Source organism: Peribacillus sp. FW305-BF15, from assembly GCF_058783805.1.
The window spans coordinates 13998-32055 of the sequence record NZ_JBYSYV010000025.1; the positions used below are offsets into that span (position 1 = coordinate 13998).

Annotated in this window: 14 protein-coding genes; 13 read left to right on the plus strand and 1 reads right to left on the minus strand. The window is 40.3% G+C overall.

Going from position 1 to position 18058, the window contains the following annotated elements:
- Nucleotides 1-64 precede the first annotated feature (64 nt).
- The 5 genes from deoC (at nucleotide 65) to AC3WLU_RS21635 (ending at nucleotide 5300) form a co-directional block, all read left to right on the plus strand.
- Nucleotides 65-736, plus strand: coding sequence for a deoxyribose-phosphate aldolase (gene deoC / locus AC3WLU_RS21615; protein WP_268565832.1), 672 nt, complete (start codon nucleotides 65-67; stop codon nucleotides 734-736).
- A 60-nt stretch (nucleotides 737-796) separates the two neighbouring features.
- Complete coding sequence (fucP, locus tag AC3WLU_RS21620) at nucleotides 797-2143, plus strand: L-fucose:H+ symporter permease (protein WP_492597895.1); 1347 nt, start codon at nucleotides 797-799, stop codon at nucleotides 2141-2143.
- 78 nt (nucleotides 2144-2221) lie between these two features.
- Nucleotides 2222-3235, plus strand: coding sequence for an aldose 1-epimerase family protein (locus tag AC3WLU_RS21625; RefSeq protein ID WP_492597896.1), 1014 nt, complete (start codon nucleotides 2222-2224; stop codon nucleotides 3233-3235).
- A 13-nt stretch (nucleotides 3236-3248) separates the two neighbouring features.
- Nucleotides 3249-4163 carry a ribokinase gene (gene rbsK, locus AC3WLU_RS21630; protein WP_328110042.1) on the plus strand — a complete coding sequence of 305 codons (915 nt, stop codon included), beginning with the start codon at nucleotides 3249-3251 and terminating at the stop codon, nucleotides 4161-4163.
- 561 nt (nucleotides 4164-4724) lie between these two features.
- The gene (locus AC3WLU_RS21635) at nucleotides 4725-5300 is read left to right on the plus strand and encodes a hypothetical protein (RefSeq protein ID WP_411739916.1); all 576 of its coding nucleotides are present in this window, start codon (nucleotides 4725-4727) and stop codon (nucleotides 5298-5300) included.
- 153 nt (nucleotides 5301-5453) lie between these two features.
- Here the strand turns inward: AC3WLU_RS21635 and AC3WLU_RS21640 are convergent, their stop codons facing one another.
- Nucleotides 5454-5870: a PaaI family thioesterase gene (locus AC3WLU_RS21640; protein WP_063576633.1), complete on the minus strand. Its 417-nt coding sequence runs from the start codon at nucleotides 5868-5870 to the stop codon at nucleotides 5454-5456.
- Nucleotides 5871-7363: 1493 nt separating this feature from the next.
- Between AC3WLU_RS21640 and AC3WLU_RS21645 the strand changes: the two genes are divergently transcribed.
- The 8 genes from AC3WLU_RS21645 to hutG all read left to right on the plus strand — a co-directional run bounded on the left by AC3WLU_RS21645 (nucleotide 7364) and on the right by hutG (nucleotide 18053).
- Complete coding sequence (locus AC3WLU_RS21645; protein ID WP_413004329.1) at nucleotides 7364-8221, plus strand: MurR/RpiR family transcriptional regulator; 858 nt, start codon at nucleotides 7364-7366, stop codon at nucleotides 8219-8221.
- A 46-nt stretch (nucleotides 8222-8267) separates the two neighbouring features.
- Nucleotides 8268-9398 (plus strand): amidohydrolase, encoded by a 1131-nt coding sequence (locus tag AC3WLU_RS21650; protein WP_413004327.1) that lies wholly within the window; start codon nucleotides 8268-8270, stop codon nucleotides 9396-9398.
- Nucleotides 9399-9434: 36 nt separating this feature from the next.
- Nucleotides 9435-10919 carry an amino acid permease gene (locus AC3WLU_RS21655; protein WP_278088885.1) on the plus strand — a complete coding sequence of 495 codons (1485 nt, stop codon included), beginning with the start codon at nucleotides 9435-9437 and terminating at the stop codon, nucleotides 10917-10919.
- Between the two features lie 143 nt (nucleotides 10920-11062).
- Nucleotides 11063-11893, plus strand: coding sequence for a GNAT family N-acetyltransferase (locus tag AC3WLU_RS21660; RefSeq protein ID WP_492597897.1), 831 nt, complete (start codon nucleotides 11063-11065; stop codon nucleotides 11891-11893).
- Between the two features lie 111 nt (nucleotides 11894-12004).
- On the plus strand, nucleotides 12005-13120 hold the full coding sequence (menC, locus tag AC3WLU_RS21665; protein WP_492597898.1) for an o-succinylbenzoate synthase: 1116 nt from the start codon (nucleotides 12005-12007) through the stop codon (nucleotides 13118-13120).
- A gap of 276 nt (nucleotides 13121-13396) precedes the next feature.
- Entirely contained in the window at nucleotides 13397-15370 is a 1974-nt protein-coding gene (locus tag AC3WLU_RS21670) for a transporter substrate-binding domain-containing protein (protein ID WP_492597899.1), read from the plus strand.
- Nucleotides 15371-15389: 19 nt separating this feature from the next.
- The gene (locus AC3WLU_RS21675) at nucleotides 15390-16745 is read left to right on the plus strand and encodes a sigma-54-dependent transcriptional regulator (RefSeq protein ID WP_492597900.1); all 1356 of its coding nucleotides are present in this window, start codon (nucleotides 15390-15392) and stop codon (nucleotides 16743-16745) included.
- Between the two features lie 363 nt (nucleotides 16746-17108).
- The gene (hutG, locus tag AC3WLU_RS21680) at nucleotides 17109-18053 is read left to right on the plus strand and encodes a formimidoylglutamase (protein WP_492597901.1); all 945 of its coding nucleotides are present in this window, start codon (nucleotides 17109-17111) and stop codon (nucleotides 18051-18053) included.
- Nucleotides 18054-18058: the final 5 nt, after the last annotated feature.

Here is an 18058-nt window from a genome sequence, read left to right on the forward strand (position 1 = left end):
TCTGGTCGCCCGATACCTTTTTATATATTGAAAGCGTTTTATTTTAACTAGAGAAAGAGGAGAGATTAAAATGAGTACTGCAAAAATGATTGACCATACCTTTTTAAAGGCTGAGGCAACAAAAGAACAGATAGTGAATCTTTGTGAAGAAGCTAGAGAATATGGCTTTGCTTCCGTTTGTGTAAACCCAGTCTGGGTGAAAACGGCAGCAGAGAAGCTAAAAGGAAGCGATGTGAAGGTATGTACAGTCATTGGTTTTCCTCTAGGAGCGTCAACGACTGCAGTAAAAGTGATTGAATCAGAGAATGCTATTCAAAATGGCGCCGAAGAAGTGGATATGGTCATAGCGATTGGTTTATTGAAATCAGGCGAATATGAGGAGGTTGAAGCTGACATTTGTGCAGTGGTTGATGCTGTTAAAACAAGGGCACTTGTCAAAGTGATCATCGAAACATCACTGCTTACTGAAGAAGAGAAGGTTCTTGCTTGCGAAATTTCACTTCGTGCAGGCGCCGATTTTGTGAAAACATCTACTGGATTCTCAACAGGGGGAGCAACGGTAGAGGATGTTGCATTAATGCATAAGATTGTTAAGGATAAAGCTGGTGTAAAGGCATCCGGGGGAATTCGTGATTTAAAAGATTTGAAGTCGATGGCTGAGGCTGGCGCTACTCGTGTCGGTGCAAGCTCGGGCGTGAGGATTATGAAAGGTGAAGCAGTATTGGATGGATACTGATTCTGATTAAGAATTGCATAAGCGCTTAAAAAAACTATAGACACAAGGGGATGTTAGATAATGAAAAAACAAAACATAATTCAGCTGCCAGATGGTTATTTGAATCGTACACCTTTTTTTCAGTTTATCCTGTTGTCTTTGCTTTTTCCTTTATGGGCGGTAGCTGCCAGTTTGAACGATATTTTGATTGCACAGTTCAAACATGTGTTTGAGTTAAGTGATTTTGCGAGTGCTTTAGTACAGAGTGCTTTTTATGGAGGATATTTTCTGATAGCTATACCTGCTTCAATGGTAATAAAGAAAACTAATTATAAGTTTGCCATAATTACAGGCTTGCTTTTCTATATTGTGGGATGCTCATTGTTTTACCCAGCTTCGCATATGGCTACCTATACAATGTTTTTATTTGCTATTTTTTCCATCGCAATTGGCTTAGGTTTTCTTGAGACAGCTGCAAATACATATAGTTCCATGATTGGCCCGCGCAAGTATGCGATTCTTCGATTGAATATTAGCCAAACATTTTATCCAATTGGTGCGATTTCAGGAATTTTACTTGGGAAATACCTTGTTTTCCAGAAAGGAGCAAGTCTTGAGGCGCAATTGGCGACTATGTCTCCTGCGGAGGCACAGGCTTTTGGATTGAAAATGCTTGAAAATACTCTAGAACCCTACAGATATATGATTTTTGTCCTTATCGGTATACTTGTACTGTTTATTTTCACGAAGTTCCCGTCCTGTAAGCCGGAGGTGAATAGCAGCAAAGTTACAGGGAAAACACCTGGAATCATAGAAACACTGAAATACTTAGGTGGAAACAAACGCTTCCGGAACGGAATTGCTGCACAATTTTTATACGTCGGTATGCAAGTAACGGTTTGGTCATTTACCATTCGGCTTGCGCTCGATTTAAATCCTGACATCAACGAGCGTACAGCTTCAACCTTTATGGTATATAGCTTTAGTGCTTTCTTTGTAGGTAAGTTCATAGCCAATTTCTTGATGACCCGCTTTTCTCCATCTAAGGTATTGGTTAGCTACTCCATCATTGGTTCAGCTCTTCTTGCGTATGTGGCTTTTGTTCCAAACATGACGGCAGTGTACGCTGCAGTTGCTGTCAGCATGCTGTTTGGACCATGCTGGGCGACGATTTATGCTGAAACACTTGAAGTTATAAAAGAGAAGAAATATACAGAAACGGCAGGAGCAATCCTTGTCATGGCTATTGTAGGCGGAGCGGTCATCCCTGCAGTTCAAGGGTTTGTATCTGATTTCTTCGGTTCCATGCAATTAGCATTTCTTGTATCGATGGCATGCTTTATCTACGTCGGTTGCTATTTCTTCGGTGAAATGAATAAGCAAAGTGCATCGGTCCAGCCTTCAGAAAAGCCAGTGGAATCAGTCTAATCTAGAAAATTGTCATCTGACCAGGACAGTTAAACTTTGCTGTCCTTTTTGGATATAACTAGGGAAGGGATGGAAAGCATGATGGGAACAATTGAACTGCAACGGGACTATTTTAAGGAGAACAAAACAGTCTTTTTTACCAACAATGAATTCGGTGTAAACTTATTCCGCTATCCATCAGGTATTGAAGCGATTGAGCTAACAAATTCACGAGGAAGAATGGTTGTCCTCCCATATATGGGTCAGATGATTTGGGATTTGGAATTTGACGGTGTAGATCTTAAAATGAAGAGCATGTTCTCTCAACCTAAAAAGGTTGAGAGGATCGTAGATACATATGGATGTTTTGCCTTTCATTCTGGATTAATCAGCAATGGCTGTCCGGGATCGAATGATGACCATGAAATGCATGGAGAAATGCCATGTGCCGAGATGGATAGAGCTTGGATTGAAGTAACGGATATTGGTATAAAAGTAATTGGTCAGACAGAGTATGTCAAAGGGTTCGGTCACCATTATCTTGCCAATCCGAGTGTTGAAATGTTCAAAGAAAAAGGTTTTATTAAAATGAGCATGAATGTAAAAAATTTATCGGTTGCAGAAATGCCACTTCAGTATATGTGCCACACCAACTATTCATATTTAGAAAATGCCGTTATGTATCAGAACATTCCAGACGGTGTTTTCAAGCTTAGAGAATCGATTCCAGGCCATGTAAAGCCGACAGAAAAATGGTTGGTTTATAATAAGATGCTGCTAAATGGCGAAGAATCGCTCACAGTATTAAACAATCCGGAAATGTATGATCCAGAGATTGTATTTTTTGGGGATGAGCTGAATTTATATCAGGAAGAAGTTGAGTTTGAAATGGCTTCTCCCGATGGAGTTACTTTCTTTACAAGTTTTTCAACAGCGGAATTGAATTATGCCACAAGGTGGGTATTACATAATGCAAATCAGCAAGTTGCATCATTCGTGCTGCCTGCAACATGCCGTCCAGAAGGCTTCAACGCTGCAGAAAAAGCTGGAACATTGATTAAGCTCGGAGTAGGAGAAGAGAGGTCTTTCACGATTATAACCGGGAAGAAATAAGGGGGAAAAGGAAATGGATATAGCAGTAATTGGATCTAACATGGTTGATTTGATCTCATACATTGATAAGATGCCGAAAGAAGGAGAAACACTTGAGGCGCCCGACTTTAAGATTGGATGTGGGGGGAAAGGAGCAAATCAGGCAGTGGCAGCTGCCAAAATGGGCTCAAAAGTTATGTTGGTAACAAAGGTTGGCGATGATCTCTTTGCCGATAACACCATTCAAAACCTCGAAAGCCACGGAATAGATACTGAGTTTACCAATAAAGTCAGCGGCATATCAAGCGGTGTTGCACCGATTTTTGTCGATCAAGAATCAAAAAATCGCATCCTGATTATTAAGGGAGCAAACCAACACCTGAAGCCGGCAGACGTGGAGCGAGCAACTGATAAACTTAAGACAGCCTCGTTAATTGTCCTTCAGCTGGAAATCCCGCTTCCAACCGTTTACCGTGCAATTGAATTTGGTTATGAGCATGGCATTCCGGTCATTTTGAATCCTGCACCGGCATCAAAAGAACTTGATTTTGATTATGTGTGCAAAAGTGACTTTTTTATTCCGAATGAGAGCGAATTGGAGATTTTAACAGGAATGCCTGTGGCCTCTGAGGCCCAAATTAGAGAAGCAGCGTCCGGGTTAATTAAAAAAGGAGTAAAAAATGTCATTGTGACAATGGGAAGCAAGGGCGTCATGTGGGTAACAAATGAAAAAACTCAAACTGTCGATTCACCTAAAGTAACTGCGAATGATACTACTGGAGCTGGAGATGCATTTATAGGATGCTTTGCACATTTCTTTGTAAAAAATGGCGAAGTACTTCATGCTATAAAAATGGCTACAGCATATGCTGCTTTAAGTGTCACTAAACGTGGTACACAGTCTTCTTATCCAACTTCTGAAGAATTAGAAGAGTTTTTGAATAAGTGAGAAAAATTAATGTATGTGATCAAAAATGCGCTTTTGTAAGCCGAACATAACCCTGGTGTGAACTCACAGCTTTAGGATTAAAGTATAAAGAGGATGGTTAAGTTTTTTAGTTGATCTTCATACGCACTTTTAAAAAAATTAGTAAAGTATAGCTGGACAGATGGCAAACTATTTGTCATCTGTCTTTTCATATCTTTTGTTAAAGGAAAACGGACTTTACTATAATTCAGCTGCTCTTTCTTAAGGTATAGGAAGGTGAATCAACGGATGGGAAGAGTTTGACACATTGGGATACCAGGGCATTCTTGTTGAATGTTAATTTCTCAGTAATTGTACAAGCCATTTTTCATAAATATCATATCTTGTTACGAAGAGAGATTCGTAAGAAACTGGTTAGATCCTTTATTATGAATGATAAATGTGTAATATTGGTTTGTTTTCAGAAAATGTTCAAAACACAATCTTTTACTTATTATCGTATCTTCTAAGTATTTAATGTAACAGCTCACTGGAAACCCATCTCTCTAGTAACAAATTTTAAAAAAAGGAGACGTTTAGGGAATGTTGTGGCCAATTAACAATGGTAAGGAAAGGTTACATCAGCCAAATAAAAGTGCAATGCTGTCCATGCAAGAGATAAAAGCCATTGAGTCCTGGATATCTCAAATAGGGATATTCCAAATATATATAACCGCTGGACAATTAGTATCTACCGCCAGAAAAACGCTCAAGTTCAAGTATAAAATAATCGGGCATGGTTTTAACCGGGTTGTCTATGATTTAAATAATGGCTATATTTTAAAAATTGCATTGTCACAAGTAGGACTAATAAGCAATGCAAATGAAGCCTATATATACAATAACTGTAATGAGGAAGTCAAAAAGTATTTATGTCCAGTTAAGGAGTATGGGACGGGCTGGATAATCATGAAGAAGGTGGACACGAAAGTGCCGTTTGCAATCAAGGAATATACGAAACTGTTCAAGTTGGAATTAAAATTCCTGAGGCACGGTATTATCCCAATAGATTTGCGTTTAGATAATGTCGGATATAACGAGAACGATGAAATGGTCGTCATTGATTACGGTCTATTCACCATGGATCTCAAAAGCCCCGTGCTGCGATGGCTTGTTTGATGAGGTGTCTATCCAAAGAAAGTATAAAATTGATTTACCATGAGGTGATTAGGCGAAGCGGTGAATCTTGTGCTCTCTTGATTTTATCGAATGGTCTAAATGAAAGAAGCATGTTACGAAGGGATTTTTTGTGCAACATGCTTTTTTTATGGTTTAAAGGATCATAACTGATGACACAACGCTAGCCACTTTTTTATCATTTTGAAATAAATCTGCAAGTACATAAGCTGTTTTTTTTCCGATTCGGTCTACTTTTGCTTCAACTTGTACGTCTCCTAATCTTACTGGTCGATGAAAGGTAGTATGTAAATCAATGGATGCGAAGGATTGTCCGATGCTTAATTTAGATGATATCGCATAAGCCATCATAATATCTGCTGCAGAAGTGACAAATCCACCCATTGCTACACCAATTCCGTTAATAAATTTTTCATCTACTTTCCATACACCTCTCGCAATTCCTTCCTGGGCATAATTTGCTTCAATCTGTAACGTTAGATCACAATTCGGAGGTTGTTTCCCCTCTGTAATAACTTGTAAAAGCTCGTTTCCTTTAGATGGTTCCCCCATTAAAATGCCCCCCTTGAATAAGTTTAAACTACAGAATATTCTAACATATATCTTAGTGTCAATGAAGTTATTGATTTTACAAATAAAGTAATTAGAGTCCCGAATCAAGAAATGTAATTTGGTGGTGGACTTGATTTCCACCCCAGGCACTCACTTTCCGCGGGCGGTCTGGGGAGCTTCCTCGGCTTCCGCCTGCGGGGTCTCCCTTGGACACGTTTTTCCCGCAGGAGTCTCGTACCTTTCGTTTCAATCACCTTTTATTAAAAATTCAGATGAACCCTTTTGTATAAAAAGTAGCTCGGAATGGTCACACCCTGAACCGAGAAATGTAATTTGGTGGTGGATTAGATTTCCACTCCAGGCACTCGCTTTCCACGGGCGATCAGGGGAGCTTCCTCGGCTGCCGCCCGCGGGGTCTCCCCTAGACACGTTTTTCCCGCAGTAGTCTCGCACACCCGTTCCAATCAACTTGTATAAAAAATTCAGATGAAACCCTTTTGTCTAAAAAAGTGGTTCGGGAATGGTCACACCCCCAACCAATAAATGTAATTTGGTGGTGGATTAGATTTCCACTCCAGGTACTCGCTTTCCGCGGGCGGTCAGGGGAGCCTAACTCGGCTTCCGCCCGCGGGGTCTCCCCTAGACACGTTTTTCCCGCAGGAGTCTCGTACACCCGCTCCAGTCAACTTTGTTTTATTTAGATAGAATCCTTTTGTCTACAAACTAGAAAATTTTTGTTTGCCGACAGTCTTTTTTTGTGGGTTTTTTAAAATGGGAACGTTGATTTCCACTTCAGGCACTCGCTTTCCGCGGGCGGGCGGGAGCCTCCTCGGCGCGCCTGCGGGGTCTCCCCTAGACACGTTTTTCCCGTAGGAGTCTCGTACACCCGCTCCAATCAACTTTGTGTTTTAAAAGAAAAAATTGTAGGCTGCTCTATTCGGAACCAAGTTTAGACTAGTTTATACTTTAAGTTTTTCAGAGTAATCCTCATTGGATTGAAGAAATTTGCGACACTCCTGCCGAAATACTGTCTAGCCTAGACCCACAGACACTTGCGTCGAGGAGGCTTGGCAGGCAGTCGCCGAAAGGGAGCGGGTTTCAGAAATCAACTGGAACGTCCATTAAGAAAAAACTCTAGGCTAGTCTCATCCCGAATTATTTTTAACTAGATAATCCTTCAAGTTTTTTTACTATAATTCTTAATGGATTGAAGAAATTTGCGACACTCCTGCCGAATAACTGGCTAGCCGAGACCCCACAGACGCTTGCGTCGAGGAGGCTCGGCAGACAGTCGGCGGAAAGGGAGCGGATTTCTGAAATCAAATGGGATATTATTTTATAAAAAACTGAAGGGAAGTTCGAAGTTGATAATTGTCAAAAAAATCAAAAACTTGTTCTTTTTCTAATTAAATTGTGATAGTGTATAAAATAAAGAAGTATTTCATTCGTCATAATTTTAATAAGAAGTATTTAATTCATCAGAAAGGAGTGATATGGTGGAACATCTTCCATTTAAATTATTAGTAAAAGAAAAATTTGACCATCTATCGGCAGGTCAAAAAAAAGTTGCCGCTTATCTGATTGAAAATTTGGATGAAGCCGCCTTTAAAACGGCATTTCAAATTGGTAGGGAAGCGGAGGTTAGTGAAACAACGGTCATTCGGTTTTCCTATTCATTGGGATTTGAAGGGTTTAGTAAAATGCAGTCGAGGATTCAAAAACAGCTGCTGCACCAAAATCAAATAGACTTATCGAATACTGATTCCATTCTCCACATTGATGACAAGCAAGATCCCTTTACAAAAGTGATAGAAAACGAAGTTCATATTTTAAGACATCTATTAGATCATACGAACGTTCAGGATATATGGAAAGCAGTCGAAGTTCTGATCCAGGCTGACCAAATATTGATTGCAGGACATCGGGTTTCCCATGCTGCCGCCTATTGGTTCTCCTATACGCTAAGTTCATTAAGGGAAAATGTAAGTTTATGTTCACCTACAGGAGACTTCTATGAAAAGTTTTGTAATCTCACAAATAAGTCTGCATTAGTTGTTTTTTCCTTTCCCAGATATGCAAACGAAACATTAAAAGTTGCTGAGTGTGCCAAAGAACAAGGAGTTTGTTTAATTTCAGTTACAGACCGCCTTCTGTCACCAGTTGGACGCATCTCTGATATTTCTCTGACAACTGAAGAAAACGCAGAAGCCGGAACCAATTCAATCGCTTCCGTTATTAGCTTGTTGGACTTGGTCATTGCAGGCATCCATCAAAAAGACGCAAAACGGATATATACCCATCAGCAAAAATTAGAAAGGCTATATTCAAGTTATGAGGTGTTTAATGAATGAGTTTTTAATAAAGTTAAAATTCATGTAAAGGAGGAGGGGCATCAGTATGGACCCGATTCAATATATTGATCAGCACCAAGAAACATTGATGAAGTCCTACCATGACTTGCATTCTTTGGCTGAGCCGAGCTGGCAGGAAGAAAGAACGTCTTGCTATATTTTAAAATGTCTTAGGGAAGCGGGCATCACCGTAAAAACATTTCAGAGCCATTATGGAATCATTGCCGAGATTCCAGGCATTTCAAAAAAGGTTGTGGCATTAAGGGCTGATATGGATGCACTTGTTCAGGAAGTAGATGGAGTTGTTAAGGCCAATCATTCATGTGGACATGACGCACATTGCACAATGGTTTTATATACAGCATTGGCCATTGCCTCGAGCGGAATCCGGCCTAAACACACTCTCCGATTTATATTTCAGCCTGCAGAAGAAAAAGGGGAAGGCGCTCTTCAAATGATCAATGATGGCGCGTTGGAGAATGTTACATATTTATTCGGAGTACATGTAAGACCCAGTACGGAGGTTCCTTATATGAAGGCTTCCCCCGTCATTGTCCATGGCTCAGCCGAAACAATAAGGGGTACAATCAAAGGCCTTCAGGCTCATGCATCCCGTCCGAAAGATGGAATAAATGTAATCGACGCAGCAGCTTTGCTTGTCCAAAAATTACAGCAGATTAATCTGGAAACCGAAATTCCTTATTCCATCAAAATGACTCAATTTGAAACAAACAATAAAGCATCAAACGTTATCCCGGAAACAGCTGTCTTTGCTATTGATGCCAGAGCACAGTCAAATGATGTAATGAATGAACTAAATCGCTTAACAAAGGAAGCTTTTGAACAGACAATGGAACAAACTGATACATCGATCTCCTGGTCTGCGGAAGAATTTGTCCCAGCTGCGACCTTGAATGAAAAGGCGATAAAGCTGGCTGAGGCCGCAATTGCAGATATCCTTGGGATGGAAAATGTCGTTCCGGTCTGTGTTTCTCAAGGAGGAGAGGATTTTCATTTTTATACAGCCGAAAATCCTGATATAACTGCAACCATGATAGGGTTAGGCTGCGATCTAACGCCTGGTCTGCACCATCCGGATATGAAGTTTAATTTACAAGCACTTATTTATGGAACGAAAATACTAATTAACACAGTCATGATGGCGGCAGAAGAGTAAAATTTTTCACTTAAAAAATTAATGAAGGGGTGTTTTATGGAAAATACCGCACAAACATCACAAACCGGGGATCATACAGCTGCTGATGAAAAACAACTGGAGCGAAAACTCAAACCAAGGCATCTTTCGATGATTGCAATCGGCGGCACCATTGGAACGGGGCTATTTTTAGCGAGCGGTTCCATTATTCATACTGCGGGTCCTGGAGGAGCTGTGGCTGCCTATATTATTGCCGGGATCATGGTTTACTTTCTGATGACAAGCTTAGCCGAAATGGCTGCCCTTATTCCTATTACAGGCTCTTTTAGTACCTATACATCAAGGTTTGTTGATCCTGCATTGGGATTTGCGATTGGGTGGAACTATTGGTATAACAATGCAATCGTAGTCGCACTGGAATTAGCAGCTTCCTCCCTGATAATGAAGTATTGGCTTCCTTCTGTTCCGGGCATCATTTGGAGCGCATTATTTCTTGCAGTCATATTTGGCCTTAATATTTTATCGGTAAAAGGATATGGAGAATCAGAATTCTGGTTTGCCATTATCAAGGTTTTGACGATTATCATTTTTATTGCAGTAGGTTTATTAATGATTGTAGGAATCATGGGAGGGGATGCCGTAGGTTTTGAAAATATCACCAAAGGAGAGGCACCGTTTAAAGGAGGCTTTTTATCTATTATAAGTGTCTTTATGGTTGTAGGATTTGCCTTTCAAGGTACCGAGTTAGTAGGAATTGCGGCCGGCGAGAGTGAAAACCCAAGAAAAAATATACCAAAGGCCATTAAGCAAATCTTCTGGAGACTCCTCTTGTTTTATGTATTGGCGATAATTGTGATTGGATTTTTAATAAGCTATAATGATCCGCGTTTGCTAAGTTCGGATATTGAAGATATTGCGGTAAGTCCCTTCACTCTAGTTTTTCAAAACGCTGGGCTTGCCATCGCTGCCTCCGTTATGAATGTGGTCATTCTTACTTCCGTTCTTTCTGCAGGCAATTCGGCCATGTACGGAGCTTCTCGCGTGCTTTGGGTGCTGGCGAAAGAAGGCAAAGCCCCTTCGTTTCTAAAAAAAGTGAATTCAGGAGGCATTCCAGTGAACGCTGTGTACTTTTCTACCATCGTTGGGATGGCAGCTTTCCTGACCTCTCTTTTCGGTGAAGGCACGATTTATACTTGGTTATTGAATGCTGCAGGATTATCCGGTTTTTTATCCTGGTTAGGAATCTCGATTACACATTATCGTTTCCGGAAGGCATATATTGCACAAGGTAGAGATTTGAAAGATTTGCCTTATGTATCAAAATGGTATCCATTCGGTCCGATATTAGCCACACTTTTATGTGTTACGGCAATCCTGGGACAAAATTACTCGGCATTTTTCGGCCCTGAGATTGATTGGTATGGAATTTTAATTTCCTATATCGGACTTCCTTTATTTTTCCTGGCTTTTCTAGGTTATAAAATCGTAAAGAGAACAAAAATGACTCCATTGCAAGAGGCCGATTTCAGTAAAGCGGAATAACAAATAAGAGAGTATTTCGTAAACATAAAGTATTTAAAAGATAGCTCCAGCGCCTTGCAAGATAAGCCGTCAGCTGTGGAACTTACTTGTCCATCTTATGTTGGGCCTATCAAGGTGCTTGTGCTTTTCATAGGAGGTTGACCATGACGAAATCACAGGAAATTGTAATTCGTTCTCTTCATCGAATTGAAGAGCTAGAGGAAGTAAGAAAGCTAGAATCCAGCATTTGGGGAGAAACCGACTCAATCCCTGCACACCAAACCTTAACAGCCGTGAAAAATGGCGGTTTGGTTATAGGAGCTTATTGGGAAGGAAAGCTGATTGGATTTCAATACAGTTTTCCGGGATTCAATTGGCAATCAGCCTATCTTTGTTCACATATACTAGGAATTGATGAGCAATTTCGCAACAAAGGTATAGGCGAGAAGTTAAAGTTAGCACAACGTGAGGAAGCGCTAAAGCTCGGCTATTCCCTTATTACCTGGACATACGATCCTTTGGAAAGTGTTAATGGGTATTTAAATATAGCCAAGCTCGGTGGGGTATGCTCCACATATATCGCAAACTGCTATGGTGAAATGGAAGATCTTTTAAACAGCGGAATTCCTTCTGACCGTTTTCTTGTCGAATGGCATATTGATAAAAAAGAGACAACGGATTCTAGCGGACAGGGAATGCCGCTGGACTTTGTGATGGAAAACTCGCTTATTCAATGGGATACCATTGAAAAGGGATTGCCAGTTCCATCGTTCACTCGCCCGCTGCCTGAACAAGAATGTGAAACAGCTTTTGTTGCCCTTCCAAAGGACTTCCGAACAATAAGAGTCACAAATATTCAAGCGGCCAATGAGTGGCGGATGAAAACCAGGGACATATTTACCGGATTATTTCAGGAAGGATGGCAGGTAACAGGCTTTATGAAGAATTCCATGACGGAAATTCCCGTTCAGTTTTATGTGCTATCAAGGAAATGAACTAGAAGAATATATATAATGTTTAGTAAACTCTGGCTGTGTAAGCCTATTAATAAAAAACTTGTAAGACTGTGTTCTTTAACAGTTTTATCACAAAAGGAGAATTTCTAAGTGAAAATTAAACAAGTTATTCTAAGGCATCTTAAGCTAGACTTGCTTGAACCTTTTACAACTAGCTTTGGGACGGAATACGATAGGGATTTTATCCTTGTCGAAGCCATAAGCGATGATGGCATTTCCGGTTGGGCTGAATCGGTTGCGATGCTCGACCCCCTGTATAATGAAGAGACCTTAAAAACAAACTGGCATATTCTAGAAGACTATCTAATTCCAATAATCCTAAAAAATGAAATCAAGCATCCTGATGAAATTTCCGAAAAATATTTCACCCATATTCGCGGAAATTATATGGCAAAAGCAGCTTTAGAGGGTGCCGTTTGGGATTTGTATGCTAAAAAGCAAGGTGCTTCTCTTTCAAATGTGTTAGGTGGAACAAAAAAGAAAATTGAAGTGGGGGTAAGCATTGGAATAAAGGATTCGATCGATTCGACCCTGGATATAATTGAAGCTCGTCTCGGTGAAGGCTATAAACGTTTTAAACTAAAAATCAAACCGGGCTGGGATGTTGAATTAATAGACAAGGTACGAAAAGTATATCCTGAAATCCCGCTCATGGCCGATGCAAATTCAGCTTATACCTTAAAAGATATAGACCGGTTATCCGCCTTGGATGATTTTAATTTAATGATGATTGAGCAGCCGCTTGCCTATAATGATATCATTGACCATGCAGATTTACAGTCAAGGTTAAAAACACCTATTTGCCTGGATGAAAGCATACACTCATTAGAGGATGCCAGGAAAGCTATTAAATTGGGCAGCTGTAAAATTATTAATATTAAGATTGGCCGTGTCGGAGGTTTGACTGAATCCAGGAAAATCCATGATTTATGTCTTGAACATGGCATTCCGCTATGGTGTGGGGGTATGCTGGAATCAGGCATTGGCAGAGCTCATAATATTGCGATCACTTCACTGCCGAACTTCACTCTTCCCGGTGATACAGCAGCTTCCTCCCTCTATTGGGCAGAGGATATCACTGACCCTGAAGTTACAGTGGAAAACGGAATGATCCGTGTTCCGGAATTGCCTGGAATCGGCTATGAACCAAGCATGGAAAAAATCAATAAGTATACTATACACAGTCAACCCTATCATTTAAGTTAGAATGTTGCTAGAAACGGCTAGGGTAGTTACTTCCTGCAACATCTATTTCCTTACATAAGGCATGATTCCCGAAAAAGGGAGCATGCCTTTTTTATATATAATCCATTTTCCATTCAAAATATATTGTAATTCGACTATCTGCCATGTATGGTGTTATGAAATGCAGATTAGCTTTTCTTATATCCTTTAAAAAGTTATCATAATAGAGTCTTTGTACATTGTATATATACACATTTATGATATAAAAATGCATGTATAGAAAAAAGGGGTGAGGCGATGCGAAATTTACATACTATCTGTGCCGTATTAACCGTCTACCTTTTCTTTTTTTGCTGTTTCTTTCCTTCAGCAGCCCATTCGGAAGCCCAAAAAGTGATACGGGTTGCAGGGGATAATAACTTTCCACCTTTTGAATACTTGAGCGATTCGGGTGTTTATACCGGTTTTAATGTGGATATAATGAACGCCATTTCTATCGAGACTGGCATTAGGTTCGAATACTATCCCATGCCATGGAACGAGGCAGTACAAGCTATGCGCTCTGGAAAAGTGGATGCGATTCAAGGCATGAAGTACAATCAAGAACGTGAAGAGTTTTATGATTTTTCAGCTCCGTATTTCACAAGTTCACAAGGGATTTTTGTGTTGAAAGATAATATGTATATCCGAAAAATCGAAGATCTTAAAGGCCGGAAAGTAGCTGTACAAAAAGGAGATGTTGCAAGCGGTCTATTAAGTAAAGTCGATCGTTTGCAATTGGTGGAAACTAATAATCAACAAGAAGCCGTTCAGTCGCTTATCGACGGTAAAGTGGATGCTTTCATTGGAAATCGGATTACGGGTCAATATTTTCTACAGAAAAATGAGCAGCAATCACTCATTAAGATTGTCGGAGAGCCACTTGACACCACAAATTATGCTGTAGCCGTTATGCCGAAAAACAAAGAGTTGCTGACACTATTCAATCAGGCCATTTCTCAAATCAAGAAAGATGGAACGTATGAAAAGATAGAGAAAAAGTGGTTCGGCGAATATATCCTGCCAAATACTCAACGGCTCCGTAAAACGCTGTTGTATTTGGAAATTGGTCTTATTCTTACCTTCATTGTGATTTCTCTCATCTTATGGTGGAATCTCAGCCTTAAACGAGAAGTGGCTAAGCGAACCGAGCAAATTGAGCACGTGAATAAAGACTTGGAAGAGAAGATGCTCCTTCTTGAGGAAAACATCAACTTTCAGCAGCAAGTATTAAACAGTGCCTACAGTTCGCTTATTACACTGAATCAGCAAGGTCTTGTATCGATGATTAATGTTAGGGCCATGGAATATTTGGGGGTGGACGGTAATGTTGTTGGAAAACGTTTTCAGGATCTGCCAACTGCCCGTTTCATCCCGGAAAAGGAGATTAAGGCTGCATTAGAGAAAAAGAGAGTTTTCTTGCAAAAGGAAACGGTATGGTCTCATTATGCGGGCAAAAAAAGGCATATAACTTACAGCATGTATCCAATTCAGACTATTGGGGGAGAAAGTGTCGGTGCGGTGTTGAATTTTTTCGATAGTACGGAACAAAAACAACTGGAGAGAAAAGTGGCTCAGGATGACCGATTGCGTTCATTGGGTCAACTCGTGGCGGGTATCGCTCATGAAATAAGAAATCCGTTAACATCCATCCTTACCTATACGCAATTGCTGCCGAAAAAATTTGCAAGCGCAGATTTCCGAACGTTCTTTTCCGAACAGGTCACTAGTGAAATTACCCGACTTAATACATTGATTAACGATTTGCTCGATTATGCCCGCCCTAAAAAATCAGAGCCTGTCACATTTTCGCTGAATGAGGCCATGGCAGGGATTGAGCTATTGCTAAAGCCGAAAATCAAAGAAAAAAACCTGAGCATTGTTCGAGAGTTCGCTGGAGACATTCAGGCAACTGCAGATACACAGCAGATCAAACAAGTACTGGTGAACGTCATTCTCAATGCCATACAGGCGTCCAATACAGGGGGAACACTTATTTTTCGGGCATACTATCGGGATGTGTTCACTGTCGTTGAAATCGAGGATGAAGGAATTGGGATTTCGGAAGAAGACATTGATAAGATCTTTGAACCGTTTTACACCAGGAAACCCAATGGGGTCGGGCTAGGGCTTTCTATTACGTATCAGCTTGTCAAAGAAAACGATGGCATTATCGAGACAAGAAGTGAAGTAGGAAAGGGAACAGTAGTGACCATTTGTTTACAGCATTAATACAGAAAGGGTGAAAACGATGCACGATATCATGATTATTGATGATGAGCCAACCATATGTCAGTCACTTACGTTTGCATTGGAAGACCAGTATCACGTTTATTCGTTTACAGACCCACGAAAAGCGCTTCCGCTTTTCGAAAGGGCAGAAATCGCCATCGTTTTGCTGGATTTAAAAATCGGGGGATATAATGGGATGGAAGTGTTAGAAGAAATCAAACGCCTCTCCCCCTCGACTGTTGTCATTATGATGACGGCCTACGGAACCATTCCTTCTTCCGTGGAAGCAATGCGTAAGGGGGCGTTTTCATATGCGACAAAGCCGCTTCATATTGATGAATTGGAAGTGCTGATGCAAAAAGCAGAAGAAGTGTACACCCTTCAGTCCAAAGTGAAATGGCTGAGTGAAGAATTGGATAAGGTGGCAGGTGTGAACGGCCTCATCGGTGAAAGCTTGGCCATGCGCAAAATATTCTCCCTCATCGAAAAAGTGAAGGATATCGATTCCAACATTCTCATAGAAGGGGAAAGTGGAACCGGTAAAGAAGTCGTCGCCAGAACCATCCATAATCAAAGCAAGCGCAGAAACAAAAAGTTTCAGGCTATTAATTGTGCCGCCATTCCGACTCACCTGTTGGAATCAGAATTATTTGGATACGAAAAGGGCGCATTTACAGGGGCGACACAGCGAAAATATGGACTTTTTGTTTTGGCGGAAGGAGGTACAATCTTTCTTGACGAAATCGGTGAGATGGATTTGGCACTGCAGGGGAAAATATTGCGCGTTCTACAAGAGAGAAGGGTAATGCCCGTTGGCGGGATAGAAGAAGTCAGCATCGATGTCCGGATCATTGCAGCGACAAACAGAGACTTGGTTAAAGAAGTAAAAGAGAATCGATTTCGTGAAGATTTATATTACAGATTAAATGTGATTCCGATTCACCTTCCGGCTTTACGTGAACGAAAAGAGGATATTCCTTTGCTGTTGGAATTTTTCATTGCAAAAATCGGTGATCGAATGGGAAAACCTGTAGAAGGAATTTCCCATGAAGCGCTGCAGCTTTTACAGCAATATGACTTTCCAGGAAATATTCGTGAACTGCAGAACGTGATTGAAAGAGCAATAGCGCTTACGAATGATTCTTACATACAGAAAGCCGATTTACCTTCCGACATCCAAAAAAGCTCGCGCCCATTTTTCGGCAATACCCTAATCCCCGTATATGTCGGCGAACCGCTTGAAGAAATCGAAAAAAGAGTGATTCTTCATAACCTTGCCGCATTTAACGGTCATCAAAGGAAGACAGCGCAAACAATTGGCATCGGGGAGAGGACATTGCGGGACAAGTTGAAGAAATATCGGGAAGAAAAGTAGGCGGAAATTGCCGAGCGGCAATTTCCGCCTACTTTTTATTTTGAATATATCTGAATTTTCCACTGTTTTTATGGAAATGGACCTGGCATGAAACTTGCTTAATAAAATTGTAGTAAAACCATTAAGCAGAATGGAGGGAACATAGATATACAACATAATGGTCCACAGAGCTGGACTGGAAGTTAGAGTGCGGCGAAAGCGGGGATGTGCAAAATGCATCAGGCAGGATAAGTCAATGGCCTATCCAAATTTAACGAAAACAAAAGGACAAGCCATTGAACCAGAGCTTTTATAACAGTACATCCCGAAATTTATTGGCGATTGCAAATATGAAGTATTTTTATTTATGGGGAGGAAAAGTAAATGTATGCGTTACCAAATATGGATTTATGGAAAGGCAGAACAGATAGTCTAATAGATAAAGATGAATTTAGAATTCATCAAATAGTTAAAGATAATCAAACAACATCAGCAAATAATACATGTGGAATAATAGGGTTCTCTTGTGAAGAAGGCGTACGCAGGAATAAAGGAAGACTTGGAAGCAAAGAAGCTCCCAATGAAATACGTAAATCCTTATCATCTCTATCTTGGCACGGCCAATCAGCAGATAGCCTAGTTGATTTCGGAAATATAATTTGTGAAAATCAACAGTTAGAAGCAGCTCAAGCTGAATTGGGAAGCCACGTAGAGAAAATATTATCTAAAAATATGTTTCCTGTTATTTTGGGGGGCGGACATGAAACCTTTTATGGTCATTATCTAGGAATTAGGTCGAGCGTTGGACCCAATGCCAAAATAGGCATTCTTAACATTGATGCTCATTTTGACTTACGCTCTTATGAAGATATAACTTCTTCTGGAACGATGTTTAAACAAATATTAGATAATGATCATCAAGCTAGTTATTTGCCAATTGGCATTCAACGTTATGGAAATACTAAAAAATTATTTGACACTGCAACTACACTTGGTTGCTCTTGGATATTGGAAGGAGAATTAGTAGATGAAAATTCTGAAGAAAACGAAAATAAAATTCTGAATTTTATAAATCAACATGATTATATTATATTGACACTTTGTATGGATGTTATAAACGCTTCTGAAGCACCGGGTGTTAGTGCCCCTTCCTCATTTGGTCTTTCTGGAAAAATGGTTAGACAATTAATTCGTAAGATTACTTCACATACGAAAACTATTTCATTTGATATCTGTGAAGTGAATCCATCATTAGATTGTGATAAACGGACTGTAAAACTAGCTGCAAACCTAATAAATGAAGTATTCATGTGTGTGGAGAGGAGATAAGCAAT

What these genes read in the sequence shown, in the direction of transcription:
- AC3WLU_RS21645 (WP_413004329.1), top strand. Translation starts at nt 7,364, where the DNA reads ATGGTGGAACATCTTCCATTTAAATTATTAGTAAAAGAAAAATTTGAC.
- hutG (WP_492597901.1), top strand. Translation starts at nt 17,109, where the DNA reads ATGTATGCGTTACCAAATATGGATTTATGGAAAGGCAGAACAGATAGT.
- AC3WLU_RS21660 (WP_492597897.1), top strand. Translation starts at nt 11,063, where the DNA reads ATGACGAAATCACAGGAAATTGTAATTCGTTCTCTTCATCGAATTGAA.
- AC3WLU_RS21635 (WP_411739916.1), top strand. Translation starts at nt 4,725, where the DNA reads ATGTTGTGGCCAATTAACAATGGTAAGGAAAGGTTACATCAGCCAAAT.
- rbsK (WP_328110042.1), top strand. Translation starts at nt 3,249, where the DNA reads ATGGATATAGCAGTAATTGGATCTAACATGGTTGATTTGATCTCATAC.
- AC3WLU_RS21670 (WP_492597899.1), top strand. Translation starts at nt 13,397, where the DNA reads ATGCGAAATTTACATACTATCTGTGCCGTATTAACCGTCTACCTTTTC.
- fucP (WP_492597895.1), top strand. Translation starts at nt 797, where the DNA reads ATGAAAAAACAAAACATAATTCAGCTGCCAGATGGTTATTTGAATCGT.
- AC3WLU_RS21625 (WP_492597896.1), top strand. Translation starts at nt 2,222, where the DNA reads ATGATGGGAACAATTGAACTGCAACGGGACTATTTTAAGGAGAACAAA.
- AC3WLU_RS21650 (WP_413004327.1), top strand. Translation starts at nt 8,268, where the DNA reads ATGGACCCGATTCAATATATTGATCAGCACCAAGAAACATTGATGAAG.
- AC3WLU_RS21655 (WP_278088885.1), top strand. Translation starts at nt 9,435, where the DNA reads ATGGAAAATACCGCACAAACATCACAAACCGGGGATCATACAGCTGCT.
- AC3WLU_RS21675 (WP_492597900.1), top strand. Translation starts at nt 15,390, where the DNA reads ATGCACGATATCATGATTATTGATGATGAGCCAACCATATGTCAGTCA.
- AC3WLU_RS21640 (WP_063576633.1), bottom strand. Translation starts at nt 5,870, where the DNA reads ATGGGGGAACCATCTAAAGGAAACGAGCTTTTACAAGTTATTACAGAG.